This is a genomic window from Neorhizobium galegae (genome assembly GCF_017877135.1).
Lineage (GTDB): Bacteria > Pseudomonadota > Alphaproteobacteria > Rhizobiales > Rhizobiaceae > Neorhizobium > Neorhizobium galegae_A.
The window spans coordinates 1-18153 of sequence record NZ_JAGIPH010000005.1 but is presented as its reverse complement, the minus strand read 5'-3'; the positions used below and the strand labels follow the sequence as shown (position 1 = coordinate 18153).

Annotated in this window: 16 protein-coding genes; 13 read left to right on the top strand and 3 right to left on the bottom strand. The window is 62.0% G+C overall.

Annotation, left to right across the window (positions count from 1 at the left end):
• The first annotated feature begins 108 nt into the window (after positions 1–108).
• Both J2858_RS15265 and J2858_RS15260 read left to right on the top strand, forming a co-directional pair.
• Positions 109–429: a hypothetical protein gene (locus tag J2858_RS15265; protein WP_210105690.1), complete on the top strand. Its 321-nt coding sequence runs from the start codon at positions 109–111 to the stop codon at positions 427–429.
• A 63-nt stretch (positions 430–492) separates the two neighbouring features.
• On the top strand, positions 493–660 hold the full coding sequence (locus J2858_RS15260) for a Flp family type IVb pilin (RefSeq protein ID WP_210105689.1): 168 nt from the start codon (positions 493–495) through the stop codon (positions 658–660).
• A 14-nt stretch (positions 661–674) separates the two neighbouring features.
• Here the strand turns inward: J2858_RS15260 and J2858_RS15255 are convergent, their stop codons facing one another.
• A complete protein-coding gene (locus J2858_RS15255) occupies positions 675–1553 on the bottom strand; it encodes a methyltransferase domain-containing protein (RefSeq protein ID WP_210105688.1) in 879 nt (292 codons plus the stop codon).
• A gap of 98 nt (positions 1554–1651) precedes the next feature.
• On the opposite strand from J2858_RS15255, the gene J2858_RS15250 reads away from it, so the two are divergent.
• The 4 genes from J2858_RS15250 to J2858_RS15235 are packed head-to-tail and all read left to right on the top strand — an operon-like array spanning position 1652 to position 4032.
• On the top strand, positions 1652–2428 hold the full coding sequence (locus J2858_RS15250; RefSeq protein WP_210105687.1) for a ComF family protein: 777 nt from the start codon (positions 1652–1654) through the stop codon (positions 2426–2428).
• Positions 2429–2480: 52 nt separating this feature from the next.
• Positions 2481–2738: a glutaredoxin 3 gene (gene grxC / locus J2858_RS15245; protein ID WP_210105686.1), complete on the top strand. Its 258-nt coding sequence runs from the start codon at positions 2481–2483 to the stop codon at positions 2736–2738.
• A gap of 8 nt (positions 2739–2746) precedes the next feature.
• The gene (locus tag J2858_RS15240; protein ID WP_210105685.1) at positions 2747–3607 is read left to right on the top strand and encodes a carbon-nitrogen hydrolase family protein; all 861 of its coding nucleotides are present in this window, start codon (positions 2747–2749) and stop codon (positions 3605–3607) included.
• Entirely contained in the window at positions 3604–4032 is a 429-nt protein-coding gene (locus J2858_RS15235; RefSeq protein WP_210105684.1) for a DUF1178 family protein, read from the top strand. Before J2858_RS15240 ends, J2858_RS15235 begins: the two co-directional genes overlap by 4 nt.
• 27 nt (positions 4033–4059) lie before the next feature.
• On the opposite strand, the gene ubiG is transcribed toward J2858_RS15235, so the two are convergent.
• Complete coding sequence (gene ubiG / locus J2858_RS15230; RefSeq protein ID WP_210105683.1) at positions 4060–4806, bottom strand: bifunctional 2-polyprenyl-6-hydroxyphenol methylase/3-demethylubiquinol 3-O-methyltransferase UbiG; 747 nt, start codon at positions 4804–4806, stop codon at positions 4060–4062.
• Positions 4807–5008: 202 nt separating this feature from the next.
• Between ubiG and J2858_RS15225 the strand changes: the two genes are divergently transcribed.
• The 7 genes from J2858_RS15225 to clpB all read left to right on the top strand — a co-directional run bounded on the left by J2858_RS15225 (position 5009) and on the right by clpB (position 15622).
• On the top strand, positions 5009–5887 hold the full coding sequence (locus J2858_RS15225) for an SH3 domain-containing protein (RefSeq protein WP_348635496.1): 879 nt from the start codon (positions 5009–5011) through the stop codon (positions 5885–5887).
• Between the two features lie 204 nt (positions 5888–6091).
• Entirely contained in the window at positions 6092–7366 is a 1275-nt protein-coding gene (locus tag J2858_RS15220) for an aspartate kinase (protein WP_210105682.1), read from the top strand.
• 90 nt (positions 7367–7456) lie between these two features.
• On the top strand, positions 7457–9724 hold the full coding sequence (ptsP, locus tag J2858_RS15215; protein ID WP_210106031.1) for a phosphoenolpyruvate--protein phosphotransferase: 2268 nt from the start codon (positions 7457–7459) through the stop codon (positions 9722–9724).
• Between the two features lie 32 nt (positions 9725–9756).
• Positions 9757–10839: a peptide chain release factor 1 gene (prfA, locus tag J2858_RS15210; RefSeq protein ID WP_210105681.1), complete on the top strand. Its 1083-nt coding sequence runs from the start codon at positions 9757–9759 to the stop codon at positions 10837–10839.
• Positions 10836–11717, top strand: coding sequence for a peptide chain release factor N(5)-glutamine methyltransferase (gene prmC, locus J2858_RS15205; protein ID WP_210105680.1), 882 nt, complete (start codon positions 10836–10838; stop codon positions 11715–11717). Before prfA ends, prmC begins: the two co-directional genes overlap by 4 nt.
• 309 nt (positions 11718–12026) lie before the next feature.
• Complete coding sequence (locus tag J2858_RS15200; RefSeq protein WP_210105679.1) at positions 12027–12800, top strand: DUF4167 domain-containing protein; 774 nt, start codon at positions 12027–12029, stop codon at positions 12798–12800.
• A 221-nt stretch (positions 12801–13021) separates the two neighbouring features.
• Positions 13022–15622: an ATP-dependent chaperone ClpB gene (gene clpB, locus J2858_RS15195; RefSeq protein ID WP_210105678.1), complete on the top strand. Its 2601-nt coding sequence runs from the start codon at positions 13022–13024 to the stop codon at positions 15620–15622.
• A gap of 73 nt (positions 15623–15695) precedes the next feature.
• Here the strand turns inward: clpB and J2858_RS15190 are convergent, their stop codons facing one another.
• Positions 15696–17633, bottom strand: a complete 1938-nt coding sequence (locus J2858_RS15190; protein ID WP_210105677.1) for a M23 family metallopeptidase — start codon at positions 17631–17633, stop codon at positions 15696–15698.
• Positions 17634–18153: the final 520 nt, after the last annotated feature.

The window sequence follows — 18153 nt, the reverse complement described above, 5'->3', positions numbered from 1 at the left end:
CCACAGTTTTTAAAATTCGCCGGGCACGAATGAATCGGCGTTAACAGATCCTTTAACCCGATGGGGCAATATGCAGCTTCGATAAAGTAATTGCGTAACGAGGCTCTCATGGATGAGGAATTCTGGAAGACTGTTCGTGCCCAGCAAAGGGTCACGCTCAGGTCCGGCAGAACCGGCGTTCTGAACATCGCCCTGCTGTTCGGTACCGCAGCGATCGCGCTTTCGCTTATCGTCACGCCCATGTTGATGAAGCGATCCGACCCGCGCCATCTGGCCAATGTGCAACAGGAAATCGATCTGATCACCACCGGATCGATCAAGCCGGACGCATCAGGCACCAAGCATTACACGATTCGCCGCAGCGTGCTGCAGCAGACGCCGGGCTCCGTCTGCGTCACGCAGGGCTATGACGGCGAGAGCGTGTGCTGAGCGCGGTAACCTGCCGGTAAGTGAACGGATGCTATGCATCCCGGGATGGAACCCGGGGGCACGATGTCGATCCTCAAGAAATTCGCCGCGGACAATCAGGGGGCAACGGCTGTGGAGTACGGCCTTGTGGTTGCCGTCCTGTCTGCCGTGGTGCTTGCCGGCTTCACTACATTTTCCGGCATATTGCAGGATATGCTGACCTTCCTTGCGGACACGCTTGCGGGCCAGTGACGGTGTTTCGACGCCTATTCGGGGCTGTCGGTGACGCGGAGCGCATCGGCCAGCCGCATCTTTGCCGAGCCTGGCTTCAGAGGCTTCTGCTGGCTTTCATGCGGCGCCCAGCCGGATGCGTAGACGATGGTGAAGGTGGCGCGGATGCGCCCGTCCGGATCGGCATAGCGCTCTGCATAAATCTCCGCCGCCCGCACGAAGAAGGCCCGCGTCAGCGGTGTCCTGCTGCGCCCGGCCAGCGGATTGCTCATGCCCATGGCGCGCAGGTCTCGCATCAGGTGAAACAGCGTATCATAGCGTACGGTATAGGTTTCCGCATCGATCACCGGCAGCGCAAAGCCTGCCCGCTGCATCAGGCCGCCGATGTCGCGCACATCGGCAAACGGAATCACGCGCGGACTTGCGCCGCCAAAGAGTTCGGCTTCTGCTGCCAGAAGCACGTCGCGCAGTTCGACGAGCGTTCCGGCACCGGGAATGGCGGCCATGAACAGCCCGTCCGGCTTCAGGGCTCGGCGTATGCGGATCAGCATGCCCGGCGTATCATTGGTCAGATGCAGCGACAGGGGCGAGAGGACGAGATTGACCGATTGGTCGGCGAGCGGCATGTCCTCGAGTGCTGCCGGCGAGATGTCTTCGCCGGGTCCGGCGAAGGCTGCACTCGTTTCGATGCGCGTCAGATGGCCGATCTTGCCGGTCTTGAGCGCCGCGCGTGCGGCGTTGCCGCCGCCGCCATGCAGTTCCACGGCCTCCTCGAAATGGCGTTCCACCACGCCGACGCGCTCGGCCAGTTCATTGGCTGCAATGTCGAGCAGGAAGTCACCACCCGCAACGGCCCGCGCAATGGCGCGTTCGCGCCGTGCAGTTACCAAAGGCAGGTCGAAAAGGATGTCCATGCTGTCTGTCCGTCTTCGTTGAGGTGGGGTGTGTCGGCAGGCGGAACCCCTTGCATTTTGGTGTCGCATGGGCGCTGACGAGCCGCTAATGTCAAGACATGGTGGATGAGGCGGAGAAAATCGAGGGCGTCGCGCGATCGTTTTCGCCGCGCGCCCTGCTGCGGCCTCTGCTCGATCTGGTCTATCCACCCTGCTGTGCAGCCTGCGGCGTGCGCACGGCCGGTCACCATGCGCTTTGCGGCGCCTGCTGGTCGCGCATGCGCTTCATCGAAAGACCCTATTGCGACATCCTGGGCTTGCCCTTTGCCCATGATCCGGGAGAGGGCATGGTTTCGGCACTGGCCATAGCCGAGCCGCCCATCTTCGACCGCTTGCGGGCGGTCGCTTTGCATGAGGGGCCGGCGCGCAATCTCGTTCATGGGCTGAAATACCGGGACCGCACCGATCTTGCCCCGATGATGGCCGCCTGGATGGCCCGCGCTGGCGGTGAACACCTGGCGCTGTGCGATGCCATCATCCCTGTGCCCCTCCACTGGACGCGCCTTCTCAAGCGGCGGTTCAACCAGTCGGCGGAACTTGGCCGCCATCTCGCCCGCCTCAGCGGCCGCCCTTTTTTGACGCGCACCCTCACGCGCCGCAAGCGCACCGGCCGGCAGGTGGGGCTGACGGCGAAGGGCCGGGAGGAAAATGTGCGGGCGGCCTTTCGTGTCCGCAAGGGCGAGGAGCATCAGGTTTTCGGCAAGCGGCTGGTGCTGGTGGACGACGTGTTTACCACAGGTGCCACCGTGTCGTCCGCGACGCGTGCCCTGAAGCGGGCGGGAGCCGCCGAGGTCACGGTTTTGACCTTTGCAATGGCGCTGACCGAGCCTATATGACGATCAGTATCGCGATTGCGGTCAAGCGCGATCGCTCTTCATGGAGATCATCATGGCAGACGTCGTTATCTATACCCGCCAGATGTGCGGCTACTGTGCCCGCGCCAAGGCATTGCTGCAGTCGAAGGGCGTGAACTTCACGGAACATGACGCCACGTTCTCGCAGGAACTGCGCCAGGAGATGATCCAGAAGGCGAACGGCGGTTCGACCTTCCCGCAGATCTTCATCGATGGTCGTCATGTCGGCGGTTGCGACGATCTGCACGCGCTCGACCGTGACGGCAAGCTCGATCCGCTGCTTGCTGCGTAAGGTGTGACATGACGGTGAAGGTCGCAGCCATCCAGATGTGTTCCGGTGTTGATCCGCAAAGGAATGCGGATGCCATGGCGCGGCTTGTACGGGACGCGGCGGCGAAGGGCGCCGTCTATGTCCAGACGCCTGAAATGACCGGCGCGCTGCAGAAGAACCGCACCGAGCTGCGCGCCATCCTGCGAAATGCAGAGAACGACATCATCGTGTCCCGGGCGGCAGAGCTTGCACGCGACCTCAAGATCCATGTGCATGTCGGCTCCACGGCGATTGCGCGTGATGACGACAAGATCGCCAATCGCGGTTTCCTGTTCGGGCCGGATGGGGCGCGCATCTGCAGCTACGACAAGATCCACATGTTCGACGTCGATCTCGACAATGGCGAGAGCTGGCGCGAAAGCGCCGCCTATCAGCCGGGATCGGAGGCGCGTGTTACGGATCTCGGATTTGCGAATTTGGGTTTTGCCATCTGCTACGACGTGCGCTTCCCGCAGCTGTTTCGTGCCGAAGCGGTTGCCGGTGCCGAGATCCTGACGGTTCCGGCCGCCTTCACGCGCCAGACGGGCGAGGCGCACTGGGAAATTCTCCTGCGCGCCCGCGCCATCGAAAACGGCGCCTTCCTCGTTGCGGCAGCGCAAGGCGGGGTTCACGAGGATGGCCGCGAAACCTATGGCCATTCGATGATCATCGATCCTTGGGGGCGCGTGCTGGCATCGGCCGGCGGCGCAGGCGAAGCCGTAGTCATGGCCGAACTCGATATCGCAGCGGTCAAGGCCGCCCGCGCAAAAATCCCGAACCTCAAGAATGCGCGTGACTTCACGCTTGCACAATCGCAGGCCGTGGCGCCTGCCGGAGGCGAGGCGGCGTGATCCGTTATTCCCTCATCTGTGACAATGCGCATCCGTTCGAAGGGTGGTTTTCGCAAAGCGCCGATTTTGATCGCCAGGTGGAAAGCGGATTTCTGACCTGCCCGGTCTGCGGATCCGCGGCCATTTCCAAGAGCCTGATGGCCCCTTCCGTTTCCACCGCCCGCAGCAAGCAGGAGCGCCAGCAGGTGGCAATGGACGTGGCGCGCCAGGAGACCATCACCAAGTTGAAGGAGATGGTCGCCACCATCAAGGCGAATGCCGAGGATGTGGGTGAACGCTTTCCCGAAGAGGCGCGAAAAATCCATTACGGCGAAGCCGATGCCCGAGGCATCATGGGCAAGGCGAGCCTTGCCGATGTGAAGGACCTGATCGACGAAGGCATCGAGATCGCGCCGCTACCGGTGCTGCCCGACGAGACGAACTGACGTCTGCCGCGCCTTGCGCTGCGGGCCTCAGCCCTCGCGCCTGGCGAGCATCATGTAGTTCACGTCCATGTCCTTCGACAGGTTCCAGCGGTCCTGCAGCACATTGTAGAACACGCCGGTGCGGTGGGTGACGGTGAGGCCCGACGCGTCGAGCGGGCGTTCTATTTCTTCCGGCCGCACCAGCTTGTCATACTGATGGGTGCCCTTCGGCAGCCAGCGCAGGATGTTTTCCGCCGCAAAGATCGCCAGCGCATTGGCCTTCAGGGTGCGGTTGATGGTGGCCACGAACATCAGGCCGCCCGGGCGCAGCATCGAGGCGCAGGTGGTCATGAACAGGTTCACGTCCGCCACATGCTCCACCACTTCCATGTTGAGGATGACGTCGAAGGTTTCGCCGGCGGCTGCCAGCTGTTCGGCCGTTTCAGCCCGATAATCGACGGAGACACCGCTTTCTGCCGCATGGGTCTGGGCGATGCGGATGTTCTTTTCCGACGGATCGGCGCCGACAACGGTTGCGCCCATCCGGGCCATCGGTTCCGACAACAGCCCGCCGCCGCAGCCGATGTCGAGAAAGCGCAAGCCTTCGAACGGTCGGTTGCTTTTGGGGTCGCGGGCAAAGTTTTCGCAGACGCGGTCGCGGATATAGGAAAGCCGCACGGGATTGAACTTGTGGAGCGGCTTGAACTTGCCGGTGGGGCTCCACCATTCCGCAGCCATGGCGGAAAAGCGGTCCACTTCCGCCTGGTCAATTGTCGTGCCGGAGGCATCGGTCATGGTTCGGCTCCCTGTCAATATGTGTCTGAAGTCGGGCCACGGGCCGCGCTTGTCAAGCCTCTCACAATGTCGCAGTGGAAAAACCGGGGACGGGTCCGGCTCCATATATGCCCCCGCGACATGAAAAAACCAAAATCCGCACGACCTGTGGCGGGCGAAGGGACGTTGCGCCGAGTATCAAGAATTCCCAAGGAGGAAACCAGTGAAACGTCATATTTACAAAGCTTTGGCGGTGGGGGCGTTGCTCGCCTTCCCCTCGCTTGCGTCTGCGGCAACGCAAGGTTTTGCCACCGCAAACGTCAACATGCGCTCCGGCCCGAGCACGCGTTATCCGGCCGTGGTGGTCATCCCGGTCGGCGCCCCGATCAGCATCAATGGTTGCCTCGATACGGTCAACTGGTGCGACGTGTCGTTCTCGCGCGGCCGCGGCTGGGTGTCGGGCAACTACATCCAGACGACCTATCGGCAGAACCGCATCTACGTTGATCGCCAGTATTACCGTCCGCTCGGCATTCCGACGATCACCTTCGACGTCGATACCTACTGGCGGCGCTATTACAGCGGTCGTGACTTCTACCGCGAGCGCGACCGCTGGCGTGGCTGGGATTATCGTCGCGATACCCCGCCCCCGCCGCCGCCCCGTTACGACAGCCGCCGCGATGATCCGATTCGCGATCCGAACCGCTACCGCGAGGACGGCCGCTATCGCTACGAAGACCGCAACGGCATGAGCGACCGCTATCGCTGGGACGATAACAACCGCCGCGATGACAGAAACCGGCCCGACGATCGCAACCGCTATGACGGCCGCCCGGGCTTCGATGGTCGCCCAATGCCTGATGGTCGGGATGGCAACCGCAACTGGGATGGCGGTCGCCGCGGCAATGACCAAGGCTGGCGTCCGGATGACAACCGTCGCCCGGACGACAACCGCCGCCCCGATGACGGCAGGCGTCAAGAGCAGGCACGCCCGGGCTTCGACGGGGATCAGAACCGGGATCGCCCGCGCGGCCCGCAGGGCAGCTGGACGCCTGGCAACCGCTGCACGCCGGACAATCCTTGCCCGCCGCCCGGCCAGTAAGCACGGACTATCTTCGACAGAGACAAACGCGGCGCCCGCAAGGTGCCGCGTTTGCGCGTTACGGGCCGCCTCTTGCCCATTGCACCGTGGAACCCTTTTCGCTAAGAGGACGCCGCAAGCCTTTCCCCTATGGCATAAGGCTTTTCATATTTTCAGCCGCGCGGGGTCCAACGCCTTGCGCGATCAGGGTGGTTTTGGTCGGATATGGCTCGCATTGTCATGAAGTTCGGCGGCACGTCGGTCGCCAATCTCGAACGCATTCATAATGTGGCGCGCCATGTAAAACGTGAGGTCGATGCCGGTCATGAAGTGGCCGTGGTCGTCTCCGCCATGTCTGGCAAGACCAACGAACTGGTCGGCTGGGTGCAGGATACACCCAAGGTCAACGGCGCAAGCTCACCCTTTTACGATGCGCGCGAATATGATGCCGTCGTGGCCTCCGGCGAACAGGTGACCTCCGGGCTGCTGGCGATTGCGTTGCAGTCCATGGGCATCAATGCCCGCTCCTGGCAGGGCTGGCAGATCCCGATACGCACGGACAACACCCATGGTGCCGCTCGCATCGTCGATATCGACGGGGCAGAGCTTGTGCGCCGCATGGGTGAGGGGCAGGTGGCCGTGGTCGCCGGCTTTCAGGGCATCGGTCCCGATAACCGCATTGCAACACTTGGCCGTGGCGGCTCCGATACCTCGGCGGTCGCGATTGCCGCTGCCGTCAAGGCCGACCGCTGCGACATCTATACCGACGTCGATGGCGTCTATACGACCGATCCGCGCATCGTGCCCAAGGCACGCCGCATGAAGAAGATTTCGTTCGAGGAAATGCTGGAAATGGCATCCCTCGGCGCCAAGGTGCTGCAGGTGCGTTCCGTGGAGCTTGCCATGGTCCACAAAGTGCGCACCTTCGTCCGCTCCAGTTTCGAGGATCCCGATGCGCCGGGCATGGGTGACCTCATCAATCCGCCCGGCACGTTGATTTGCGACGAGGAAGAAATCGTGGAACAGGAAGTCGTCACCGGCATCGCCTATGCCAAGGATGAAGCGCAGATTTCGCTGCGTCGCCTCGCCGACCGGCCGGGCGTTTCGGCAGCCATCTTCGGGCCGCTCGCCGAAGCGCATATCAATGTCGACATGATCGTGCAGAACATCTCCGAAGATGGCTCGCGCACCGACATGACGTTTACGGTTCCTTACGGCGATGTCGAAAAGGCCATGAAGGTTCTGGAAGACAACAAGGCCAAGATCGGCTTCGACGTGGTGCAGAACGAGACGGGCCTGTGCAAGGTGTCGGTCGTCGGCATCGGCATGCGCAGCCATGCGGGCGTGGCTGCGACCGCGTTCAAGGCACTTGCCGAAAAAAGCATCAACATCAAGGCCATCACCACCTCCGAAATCAAGATTTCGATCCTGATTGATGGCGCCTATTCCGAACTCGCAGTTCGGACTTTGCATTCTGCCTACGGTCTGGATAAGAGTTGATCTTGAACCGGTTGGTTGTGCCGCCTCAGGCTTGAGTCGGTGCAACGTCTTCCGGATGGGACAGAGCCGAATTCGGGAGCGAACATGCCGATGAGAGACCTGTCGGCGGGCCCGCGCGTCCTGCTGAAGAGACTGCGGGAACTGATGGCCGAGCCGCTGGAGCCGCAGGAGCGGCTCGACCGGATCGTGCGCCAAATCGCCAGCAATATGGTGGCGGAGGTTTGCTCCGTCTATGTGCTGCGGTCCGATGGCGTACTGGAGCTTTATGCCACCGAAGGTCTCAACAAGGATTCTGTGCATCTGGCGCAGCTGAAAATGGGGCAGGGCCTTGTCGGCACGATTGCCGCCTCCGCCCAGCCGCTCAATCTGTCCGACGCGCAGGCGCATCCGGCCTTCCGCTATCTGCCTGAAACCGGAGAAGAAATTTACCACTCCTTCCTCGGCGTGCCGATTTTGCGCGCCGGCCGCACTTTGGGCGTGCTCGTCGTCCAGAACAAGGCGCAGCGCAATTACCGCGAGGACGAGGTCGAGGCGCTGGAAACCACCGCCATGGTAATTGCCGAGATGATTGCGACCGGAGAGCTGAAGAAAATCACCCAGCCGGGGTTGGAGCTTGACCTGACGCGCGCCATCACCATCGAGGCGGACGGCTATAACGAAGGTATTGGCCTTGGCCATGTGGTTCTCCATGAGCCGCGAATCGTCGTCACCAATCTTTTGAACGAGGATGCCGACAAGGAAATCGTTCGGCTGGTGGAGGCGATCGGCTCGCTGCGCCTGTCGATCGACGACATGCTGTCGCGCCGCGAAGTCTCCCAGGAGGGGGAACACCGCGAAGTTCTGGAAACCTACCGCATGTTTGCCCATGACCAGGGCTGGGTGCGGCGCATGGAAGAGGCGATCCGCAACGGTCTCACCGCAGAAGCGGCTGTCGAAAAGGTGCAGAGCGATACCAAGGCGCGCATGATGCGCCTCACCGATCCTTATCTGCGCGAGCGGATGCATGATTTCGACGATCTCGCCAACCGGCTGCTGCGCCAGCTGACCGGCTTTTCCGGCCGCGCCTTCGATGAGGGCTTTCCGACCGATGCGGTGATCTTTGCCCGCGCCATGGGCGCCGCCGAACTGCTCGATTATCCGCGCGCCAATATCCGCGGCCTTGTTCTGGAAGACGGTGCCGTCACCAGCCATGTAGTGATCGTGGCGCGCGCCATGGGCATTCCGGTCGTCGGCCAGGCGGCCGGCATTGTGGCTCTTGCGGAAAACCGTGATCCGGTCATCATCGATGGTGATGATGGGCAGGTGCATCTGCGGCCGATGGCTGACCTCGTCAAGGCTTACGAGGAAAAGGTCAAGCTGCGCGCCCGCCGGCAGGCACAGTTCCGTGCCCTGCGCGATGTGGATTCGGTCACCAAGGATGGCCAGCGCATCAGCCTGATGATGAATGCCGGCCTGATGGTGGACCTGCCGCAGCTGGTGGAATCCGGTGCTGATGGCATCGGGCTGTTCCGCACCGAACTGCAGTTCATGATCGCCTCCACCATGCCCAAGCTCGAGGAGCAGGAGGCATTCTATCGCAATGTGCTGCGCCAGGCGGCCGGCCATCCGGTGACGTTCCGCACGCTCGATATCGGCGGCGACAAGGTGGTTTCCTATTTCCGCAATCAGGAAGAGGAAAACCCGGCGCTTGGCTGGCGCGCCATCCGGCTTTCGCTGGACCGGCCGGGATTGTTGCGCACGCAGCTTCGGGCGCTTCTGCGCGCCTCTGCCGGCGCAGAGCTCAAAATGATGCTGCCGATGGTGACGGAAGTGTCGGAAATCCGCGCCGTGCGCGACCTGATGCAGAAGGAAGTGCAGTATCTGTCGAAGTTCGGCCACCCGCTGCCGCGCAAGCTGCAATTTGGCGCCATGCTGGAAGTGCCCTCGCTGATGTGGCAGCTGGACGAGCTGATGGCACATGTGGATTTCGTTTCTGTCGGCTCCAACGATCTGTTCCAGTTCTCGATGGCGGCAGACCGCGGCAATGCCAGGGTGTCGGATCGTTTCGACATGCTGGGCAAGCCCTTTCTGCGGATCCTGCGTGACATCGTCCGGGCTGCCGAGCGCAACAAGACGCCACTGACGCTTTGCGGGGAAATGGCCGGCAAGCCGCTCTCGGCGATGGCGCTGATCGGGATCGGCTTTCGCGCAGTGTCGATGACGCCGACGGCGATCGGTCCGGTGAAAGCCATGCTGCTGGGGCTCGATGCGGGGCGATTGAGTTTCGAACTCAATGCGGCGCTGGATGATACGGCGTCCATCACACCTGTACGCGAGCTTCTTGTGGCCTTTGCAGCGGCACACAATATTCCCGTCTAGAACAACAACAAGAACAAGCGGAGTGTAAGACGGTGGCGAAGCTTCCTGTCGAAAAGATGCGTGAGCTGGAGCGCCGCTTCGGCGAGATCGAGGCCCGCATGTCGGAGGGCCCGGCGGCCGATGTCTATGTGAAGCTCGCCTCGGAATATTCCGAGCTTCAGCCGGTTGTGGCCAAGATCCGCGAATATGAAAAGGCCGTGGCGGAGGAGGCGGATCTGCGTGCGTTGCTGGCCGACCGCACGACGGATCGCGAGATGCGCGAGCTTGCCGAAATGGAGCTGCCCGAGGCCGAGAAGCGGATCGAGACGCTCGAAAAGGACATGCAGATCCTGCTTCTGCCAAAGGATGCTGCGGACGAGAAAAGCGCTATCGTCGAAATTCGCGCCGGCACGGGTGGATCGGAAGCCGCCCTTTTTGCCGGTGACCTGTTTCGCATGTATGAGCGTTTTTCGGCCGCGAAGGGCTGGAAGGTCGAGGTCCTGTCGGCAAGCGAAGGGGAAGCCGGCGGCTTCAAGGAAATCATCGCAACGGTGACCGGGCGCGGCGTCTTTTCGAAGCTCAAGTTCGAATCCGGTGTCCACCGCGTCCAGCGCGTGCCCGAAACCGAAGCGAGCGGCCGCATTCACACCTCTGCCGCAACCGTTGCCGTTTTGCCGGAAGCGGAAGAGATCGATATCGAGGTGCGCCCCGAAGACATCCGCATCGATACGATGCGCTCTTCGGGTGCCGGTGGCCAGCACGTCAACACCACCGATTCGGCGGTGCGTATCACCCATCTGCCGACAGGTCTTGTCGTCACAAGCTCGGAAAAATCGCAGCACCAGAACCGCGCCAAGGCCATGCAGGTTCTGCGCTCGCGCCTGTATGACATGGAACGCCAGAAGGCCGATAGCGAGCGTTCGGCCGACCGCAAGAGCCAGGTCGGCTCGGGCGACCGCTCGGAACGCATCCGTACCTATAATTTCCCGCAGGGGCGCGTGACGGATCATCGCATCAACCTGACGCTCTATAAGCTTGACCGCATGATGGTGGGTGAAATCGATGAAGTGGTCGATGCGCTGATCTCCGATTATCAGGCCGGCCAGTTGGCGCAACTTGGCGAGCAGCAGCCGTGACACAGACCCTTGCTGACGCACTGGCAGGGGCGCGCGCCACGCTTGCGGCTGCGGGCTTTGCCGATGCGCCAACCGATGTGCGGGTTCTGGTCTGTGGCCTTTTTGATCTGACGCCGACCGACCTCGTGTTGCGGGGCGACCGCGTGCTGTCGAGCGAGGAGATGGCGCGGCTTGACGCAGCCCTCGCGCGCCGATTGGCGCATGAGCCGGTCCACCGCATCCTCGGAGAACGGGATTTCCACGGCGTGCGCCTGCTTCTGTCGAAAGACACGCTGGAGCCACGCCCGGATACCGAGATCCTGGTCGATGCGATGCTTGCGCCTCTGAAGCGGATCGTGGCGCAGAAAGGCTCGGCGCGTCTTCTCGATCTCGGTACCGGAACCGGGGCGATTGCCATTGCTCTCCTGTCGGAAGTCCCGCAGCTTTTTGCCATCGGCGCCGATATTGCGCCCGGTGCCCTTGAAACGGCCCGGCGGAATGCCGACCTGAATGGTGTGGGCGACCGGTTTACGGCTGTGGAAAGCCATTGGTTCGACAGGATCGAGGGATTGTTCGACATAATCGTGTCAAATCCCCCCTATATCAACAGCAGTGTGATCGCTGACCTTTCGCCGGATGTTCGAGATTTCGACCCGATGCTGGCTCTGGATGGCGGGACGGACGGGCTTGATGCCTATCGCGCGATCGCTGCCGGTGCGAGCGCGTTTCTCGCAGCAGACGGTGTGGTTGGCCTGGAGATCGGTTTCGATCAGAAGTCTTCCGTCTCCACCTTGTTTGCAGCGCATGATTATACTTTGATCGAGGCGCTAAGCGACTATGGGGGAAATGACCGCGCATTGGTTTTTGCGCGGAAAAATCATTATCCCGCCGAGCCTTAAGCCGCTTTTGCAGACGCGAAAGAAAAGGCTTGGATTTGGAGATGAAGCGGGATAGGTTGCGGGCACACACTGGGCGGCTGGGAATGAACGGAGATTCGTTCAGGTTAAGCTCAACCGGAATGCGGCCTTCTTTGGGAGGCCTCACGGGTTGAACGTTACCTAGTGTGTGATTCAGATAAACTGACTTCCACTAGCGGCGGGACGGATGGATCGACCCTGTCCGCGGCACGTGAAGCCTTGTTCCGGCAGATGCCGGCTGGCCGCGTGGCCCTTAATCAGCAAAGCACAAAGAATTCAGGTGAAAGATCGATGAGGCCAGGACAGCAAAACAAGCGTGGTCGGGGGCGTGGCAATAACAACAATAACAACAATGGCGGCGGCGGTGGCGGCGGTAACAACTTCAACCGCAAGGGCTCCAATCCACTGACCCGGACCTACGACAGTTCCGGTCCAGATGTGAAGATCCGCGGCACGGCCCAGCATATTGCGGAAAAATATTCGACCCTCGCCCGTGATGCGCAGAGCGCCGGCGACCGCGTCATGGCCGAAAACTATCTCCAGCACGCTGAACATTATAACCGCATCATTGCCGCAGCCCAGGCGCAGATGCAGGAACGCGTCCAGCGCGACGATCGCCAGGACTATAATGATCGCGACAACGAGCGCGACGGCGACGAGATGGACATGGGCGATACCGACGACAACGCTTTTTCGTCGCAGTCCCAGCAGTACCACGCGCCGCAGCAACATCAGCCGCAGCCTCAGGTCTCGCAGCCCCAGCCCCAGCCGCAGCCGGCCCCGCGCCAGCAGGCGCCGCGTCAGCCTGCACCGCCGAAGGTTGCAGCAGCGCCTGTGGTCGTTGCCGAAGCAGCGCCGGTCATCGATGGCAGCGGTCCGCAGCCGGTCATCGAAGGCACCCCTGCCGAGGTGGCAATCGAGGAAGAGGGCGGTGCAGTGCGCGAGCGCCAGCCGCGCCGCCGCAATGCCAGCAACCGTCCGCGCCGTCCGCGTCGCACGGCAGAGGGTGAAGGCGAAGCATCGGCGGAGAGCGAGCCTTCGCTTGCCGATGCGGCAGGCGAATAAACCCCTGATCCCGCAGGATCTGACGATCATCAAGCCCCGGTCTTTTGGCCGGGGTTTTTCATTTTGCGGTCTTTAAACCGGCAAAAAGCCCCACCATATCTGCGTCAGGATGCTTGGTTCCAAACCACTCGGGACAGAAGCACGGGCTCGCCTTTGAGGGAGCTCAATCTCAATTGTCGGTCTGCGCCTTATAAGGGCAGGACGATCCATGGAGGTCAGTCATGAACATCGAAAAATACTCCGAACGCGTGCGCGGTTTTCTGCAATCGGCACAAACCCATGCCCTTTCGGAAGGGCACCAGCAATTCGCCGCCGAACATGTGCTGAAGGTTCTGCTGGACGACGAGCAAGGCATGGCCTCGTCGCTGATCGAACGCGCCGGCGGCAGCGCCAAGGACGCGCGCATCGCCAATGACGCAGCCCTTGCCAAACTGCCGAAAGTCTCCGGCGGCAATGGTCAGGTCTATCTGGCGCAGCCTCTTGCCAAGGTTTTCACCACCGCCGAAGACGCCTCCAAGAAGGCTGGCGACAGCTTCGTCACCGTGGAACGCCTGCTGCAGGCGCTGGCCATCGAGACATCCGCCTCCACATCGGCAACCCTGAAGAAGGCCGGCGTCACCGCGCAGGCGCTGAACCAGGTGATCAACGATATCCGCAAGGGCCGCACCGCCGATACCGCCAATGCCGAGCAGGGCTTTGACGCGCTGAAGAAGTTCGCCCGTGACCTGACGACGGAAGCCCGCGATGGCCGGCTGGATCCGGTGATCGGACGCGACGATGAAATCCGCCGCACGATCCAGGTGCTTTCGCGCCGCACCAAGAACAATCCGGTGCTTATCGGCGAGCCGGGCGTCGGCAAGACGGCGATTGCCGAAGGCCTGGCGCTGCGCATCATCAATGGCGACGTGCCGGAAAGCCTGAAGGACAAGAAGCTGATGGCGCTCGACATGGGCGCGCTGATTGCTGGCGCAAAATATCGCGGCGAGTTCGAGGAGCGCCTGAAGAGCGTGCTCAACGAAGTGCAGTCGGAAAATGGCGAGATCATCCTGTTCATCGACGAGATGCACACGCTGGTCGGCGCCGGCAAGGCCGATGGCGCGATGGATGCCTCCAATCTCTTGAAGCCGGCACTTGCCCGCGGTGAACTGCACTGCGTCGGTGCCACCACGCTCGATGAATATCGCAAGCATGTGGAAAAGGACCCGGCGCTTGCCCGTCGCTTCCAGCCGGTGATGGTGGATGAGCCGACGGTCGAGGATACGATCTCGATCCTGCGCGGCCTCAAGGAAAAATACGAGCAGCACCACAAGGTGCGGATCTCCGATTCCGCCCTGGTGGCAGCAGCAACGCTGTCCAACCGCTACATCACCGACCGTTTCCTGCCGGACAAGGCCATCGACCTGATGGACGAAGCGGCTTCGCGGCTTCGCATGCAGGTGGATTCCAAGCCCGAGGAACTGGACGAACTCGACCGCCGCATCATCCAGCTGAAGATCGAACGCGAAGCCCTGAAGAAGGAAACCGACGCGGCCTCCGCCGACCGGCTGACGCGTCTCGAAGGCGAACTGACTGCGCTCGAAGAACAGGCCGATGCGCTGACGGCCCGCTGGCAGGCGGAAAAGCAGAAGCTTGGCCTTGCCGCAGACCTGAAGCGCCAGCTGGACGAAGCCCGCAATGATCTCGCCATTGCCCAGCGCAAGGGTGAGTATCAGCGCGCCGGCGAGCTGACCTATGGCGTTATTCCGAACCTGGAAAAGGCGCTGAAGGAAGCAGAGGAGAGGGATAATCCCGCCTCCTCCATGGTGCAGGAAGTCGTCACGCCGGATGCGATCGCCCATGTCGTCTCCCGTTGGACCGGCATTCCGGTCGACAAGATGCTGGAAGGCGAACGCGACAAGCTGTTGCGCATGGAAGACGAACTGGCGAAGTCGGTCGTCGGGCAGGGTGATGCGGTGCAGGCCGTCTCGCGCGCCGTGCGTCGCTCGCGCGCCGGCTTGCAGGATCCGAACCGGCCGATCGGCTCATTCATCTTCCTCGGCCCGACCGGCGTCGGCAAGACGGAGCTGACCAAGTCTCTCGCCCGCTTCCTCTTTGACGACGAGACGGCGATGGTGCGCCTCGACATGTCGGAATACATGGAGAAGCATTCGGTCTCGCGTCTGATCGGCGCGCCTCCCGGCTATCTCGGTTACGACGAAGGGGGTGCTTTGACGGAGGCGATCCGCCGCAAGCCCTATCAGGTCGTGCTGTTCGATGAAATCGAGAAGGCGCATCCGGACGTGTTCAACGTTCTCCTGCAGGTGCTCGATGACGGGCGGCTGACGGACGGGCAGGGCCGCACGGTCGACTTCAAGAACACGATCATCATCATGACCTCGAACCTCGGTGCGGAATATCTCACCAGTCTCGGCGAGGGGCAGGATGTCGATAGTGTTCGCGAACAGGTGATGGACGTGGTGAAGGCCTCGTTCCGGCCGGAATTCCTGAACCGCGTCGACGAGATCATCCTGTTCCATCGTCTCGCCCGCAGCGAGATGGGCGCCATCGTCGATATCCAGATGGTGCGCCTGTTGCAGCTCCTGGCTGATCGCAAGATCACGCTGGAACTCGGGTCGGATGCCCGGGAATGGCTGGCTGACAAGGGCTATGACCCGGTCTATGGGGCACGTCCGTTGAAGCGGGTGATCCAGAAATACGTTCAGGATCCGCTCGCCGAGCAGATCCTCGGCGGTACGGTACCGGATGCCTCGACGGTGAAGGTCAGTGCCGGTTCCGACCGGTTGCTCTTCTCCGTGAAGAAGCATCTTGCCGAAGCGGCATGACGATCAGGGGCCATCCTCCGGGGTGGCCCTCTTCTTTACGCTGGGAGCGCCGGAGAATTTGCCCGGCAGGTTCTTACTTGGATGCGACCTGCTCGCTGCCATTGCTGGTCAGCAGCGCATCGATGCGCTTGCGCTCTTCCTCGAAACGGGCAAGCGGCGTGCCCGAGAGCGATTTTCCGCCCGGCAGTCGCACCTTCATCGAATCCACCTTGGTATCGTTGACGATCAGTTCGTAATGCAGGTGCGCGCCGGTTGACGATCCGGTGGAGCCGACATAGCCAATGACTTGGCCCTGCGTCACGCGCGCGCCCTCCCGCACGCTTTTCACGATCGCGCTCTGGTGGTTATAGGAGGTTTCATAGCCATTGGCATGGCGGATGATCGTCTGGTTGCCATAGCCGGAGGCCCAGCCGGCCCGTTCCACGATGCCGTTGCCGGTGGCAATGATCGGCGTGCCGCGGGGGGCTGCCCAATCGGTGCCGGTATGCATGCGCGAATAGCCGAGGATCGGGTGCCGTCGCATGCCGAATCCGGAGGTCAACCGGCCGTTCGGGACTGGATTGCGCAGCAGGAACTGGCGAATGCTCTTGCCGTCCTGGTCGAAATAATCGACCGAATTGTCCTCGAGGTTCTGGTAGCGGTAGAAGCGTGTGACCGTATCGCCGAATTTTGCGCTGACATAGAGAAGTTCGGAGCGGGGACCGGCACGACCCTGTTCGTCGGCGGCCGAAAAAAAGGCTTCGATCGTGTCGCTCGGTTTCAGCTGGGCCTGCAGGTCGACGGTGCTCGCCAGAAGCTTCACCATGGTCGCCGTCATGTCGGCGGTCATTCCGTAAGACAAGGCTGCCCTGTAGATCCCGTCATAGACACTGGGCAATTCGCGGCCAGACAGGATCGTCGGCGCGTCTTCGGAAAACGCACTGTCGACTGCATCGAGATGGATCGGTTCGGCGCCGTTGACGAACCGCCCGCGATCATCGACGGCAATCGTCGCCACATGCTCACCCTTGCGGTACAGGCTGGCGCGGATGATCGATACCATCTCGCCTTCCTGGATGAGGCCGATGCGCAGCACGTCGCCCTGCTGCAATTGCGGGGTGCCGAGCTTTTCGGCAAAATGGCTTGCGATATCGCTCGCCTGTTCCTTCGGATAGCCGACGGCGGCCATGGCCTCGACGACGTCGAGCGGCTGGCGCAGCGGGATGACGTCCTCGGCATAGTCGCGCGTCTTGGCGGTTGTCGGCTCCGGCGCCGACACCGACATGTTCTCTTCCACCACGCGTGCCGACAAGGGGCCGCCGAGCGACGGCAGCGCATCGGCGTCGCCATCAAAGCGCTGCGGGTCGACATAGGTGAGGGCAGAAATCTGCGCAGTCCCGTCAGTCAGGATCGACCCGTTGGTGCGAACATTCTCTTCCACCTCGTCGAGCGACATGCCCGGCGCAAAGGGCAGTTTCGCAGACGAGACGGGAAAGGGGACCGTCTGAAGGCTGACATCGGTCTCCACTTCGGAGCCGTAGATCATGCCGGTATTCGAGGGGGCGCCGCTATCGCCCTCGCCGCTGGAAAAGATCGTCAGCGGATCGAAGGGCGGGTAATTCTCCGTGGCCACATGGTTTGCCGCGAGCGCCATCTTCACATGCGAGAACGGCTGGCGACGAACGACTTCCTTGGCGCCTTCCTTGACGACGGTTGCCACTTCCAGAACCTTACGGTCCGTCGGCATGGCGATCACGTTGTTGGAGAGCAGGCGCCCGCCGCGTGATACCGCATCCGCCTTGCCACTGACGGGAAGTGCTGCAAAGGCTTCCGCCGGGATCGCCAGCTGCTGGCGCCCGTCAAGGGCTGCAAAGAGCGCCACGCCCATCAGGATCGAAGAGGTGATGCCGGTCAGAAACGTGCCCGACAGCCAGCGCAGTGAAATCTCGCGTCGATCGGGCGCACGTCGCCCATCCGCAAGGATCGGCGCCTCGTTCCCCAGAGAAGACAGCAAGCTGCGAGGCGTCGTCATTCCTGTGGTGCTCTCCCCTGTTGCGCGGTCTTAGGCGTGCATCGGCGCAAGGATGTGCCGAATTAGAGCCTAAGAGTCAAATTTTAGAAACCGGACGCGCCGGCCTGTCCCGCCCCCTCGGCGTCCGGATGCCCTTACGCTCGGATTGTGGAATTGTAGGGGCGCGCGCCACGGATGCGTATGGGGAAGAGCAGGCATCCACCGTTTTTCCTTTCGTGCGCACCCGAAAGAGTTGCGAGCGGGAGGCGAGTCAGGGTGCATCATGAGCAAGACGCATGCATGCGAAGCTTTAATCCGCATTCCCCGACACGGGCGGGGACGTCGGCGCTTAAAATGCCGACCCGCAAAGGGCGAGGAGGGGTCTCGAACGCCGCCGTCCGAAGCCGAGCAAGTGTCATGCTCTTCCCGCTGCCGAAATTTCCCCCATAAAATCAATGTCTTGCGAGATTTTGTGAGATTTATGATTTTTGAGTGTTGACGTTTTGGGGGTGGTGGATCTATAAGCCCACTCACTGACGAG

Coding starts and splice junctions, on each gene's coding strand:
- J2858_RS15260 (WP_210105689.1), top strand. CDS start 493: ATGTCGATCCTCAAGAAATTCGCCGCGGACAATCAGGGGGCAACGGCT.
- J2858_RS15200 (WP_210105679.1), top strand. CDS start 12,027: ATGAGGCCAGGACAGCAAAACAAGCGTGGTCGGGGGCGTGGCAATAAC.
- J2858_RS15220 (WP_210105682.1), top strand. CDS start 6,092: ATGGCTCGCATTGTCATGAAGTTCGGCGGCACGTCGGTCGCCAATCTC.
- ptsP (WP_210106031.1), top strand. CDS start 7,457: ATGAGAGACCTGTCGGCGGGCCCGCGCGTCCTGCTGAAGAGACTGCGG.
- grxC (WP_210105686.1), top strand. CDS start 2,481: ATGGCAGACGTCGTTATCTATACCCGCCAGATGTGCGGCTACTGTGCC.
- clpB (WP_210105678.1), top strand. CDS start 13,022: ATGAACATCGAAAAATACTCCGAACGCGTGCGCGGTTTTCTGCAATCG.
- J2858_RS15255 (WP_210105688.1), bottom strand. CDS start 1,553: ATGGACATCCTTTTCGACCTGCCTTTGGTAACTGCACGGCGCGAACGC.
- ubiG (WP_210105683.1), bottom strand. CDS start 4,806: ATGACCGATGCCTCCGGCACGACAATTGACCAGGCGGAAGTGGACCGC.
- J2858_RS15265 (WP_210105690.1), top strand. CDS start 109: ATGGATGAGGAATTCTGGAAGACTGTTCGTGCCCAGCAAAGGGTCACG.
- J2858_RS15240 (WP_210105685.1), top strand. CDS start 2,747: ATGACGGTGAAGGTCGCAGCCATCCAGATGTGTTCCGGTGTTGATCCG.
- J2858_RS15250 (WP_210105687.1), top strand. CDS start 1,652: ATGGTGGATGAGGCGGAGAAAATCGAGGGCGTCGCGCGATCGTTTTCG.
- J2858_RS15190 (WP_210105677.1), bottom strand. CDS start 17,633: ATGACGACGCCTCGCAGCTTGCTGTCTTCTCTGGGGAACGAGGCGCCG.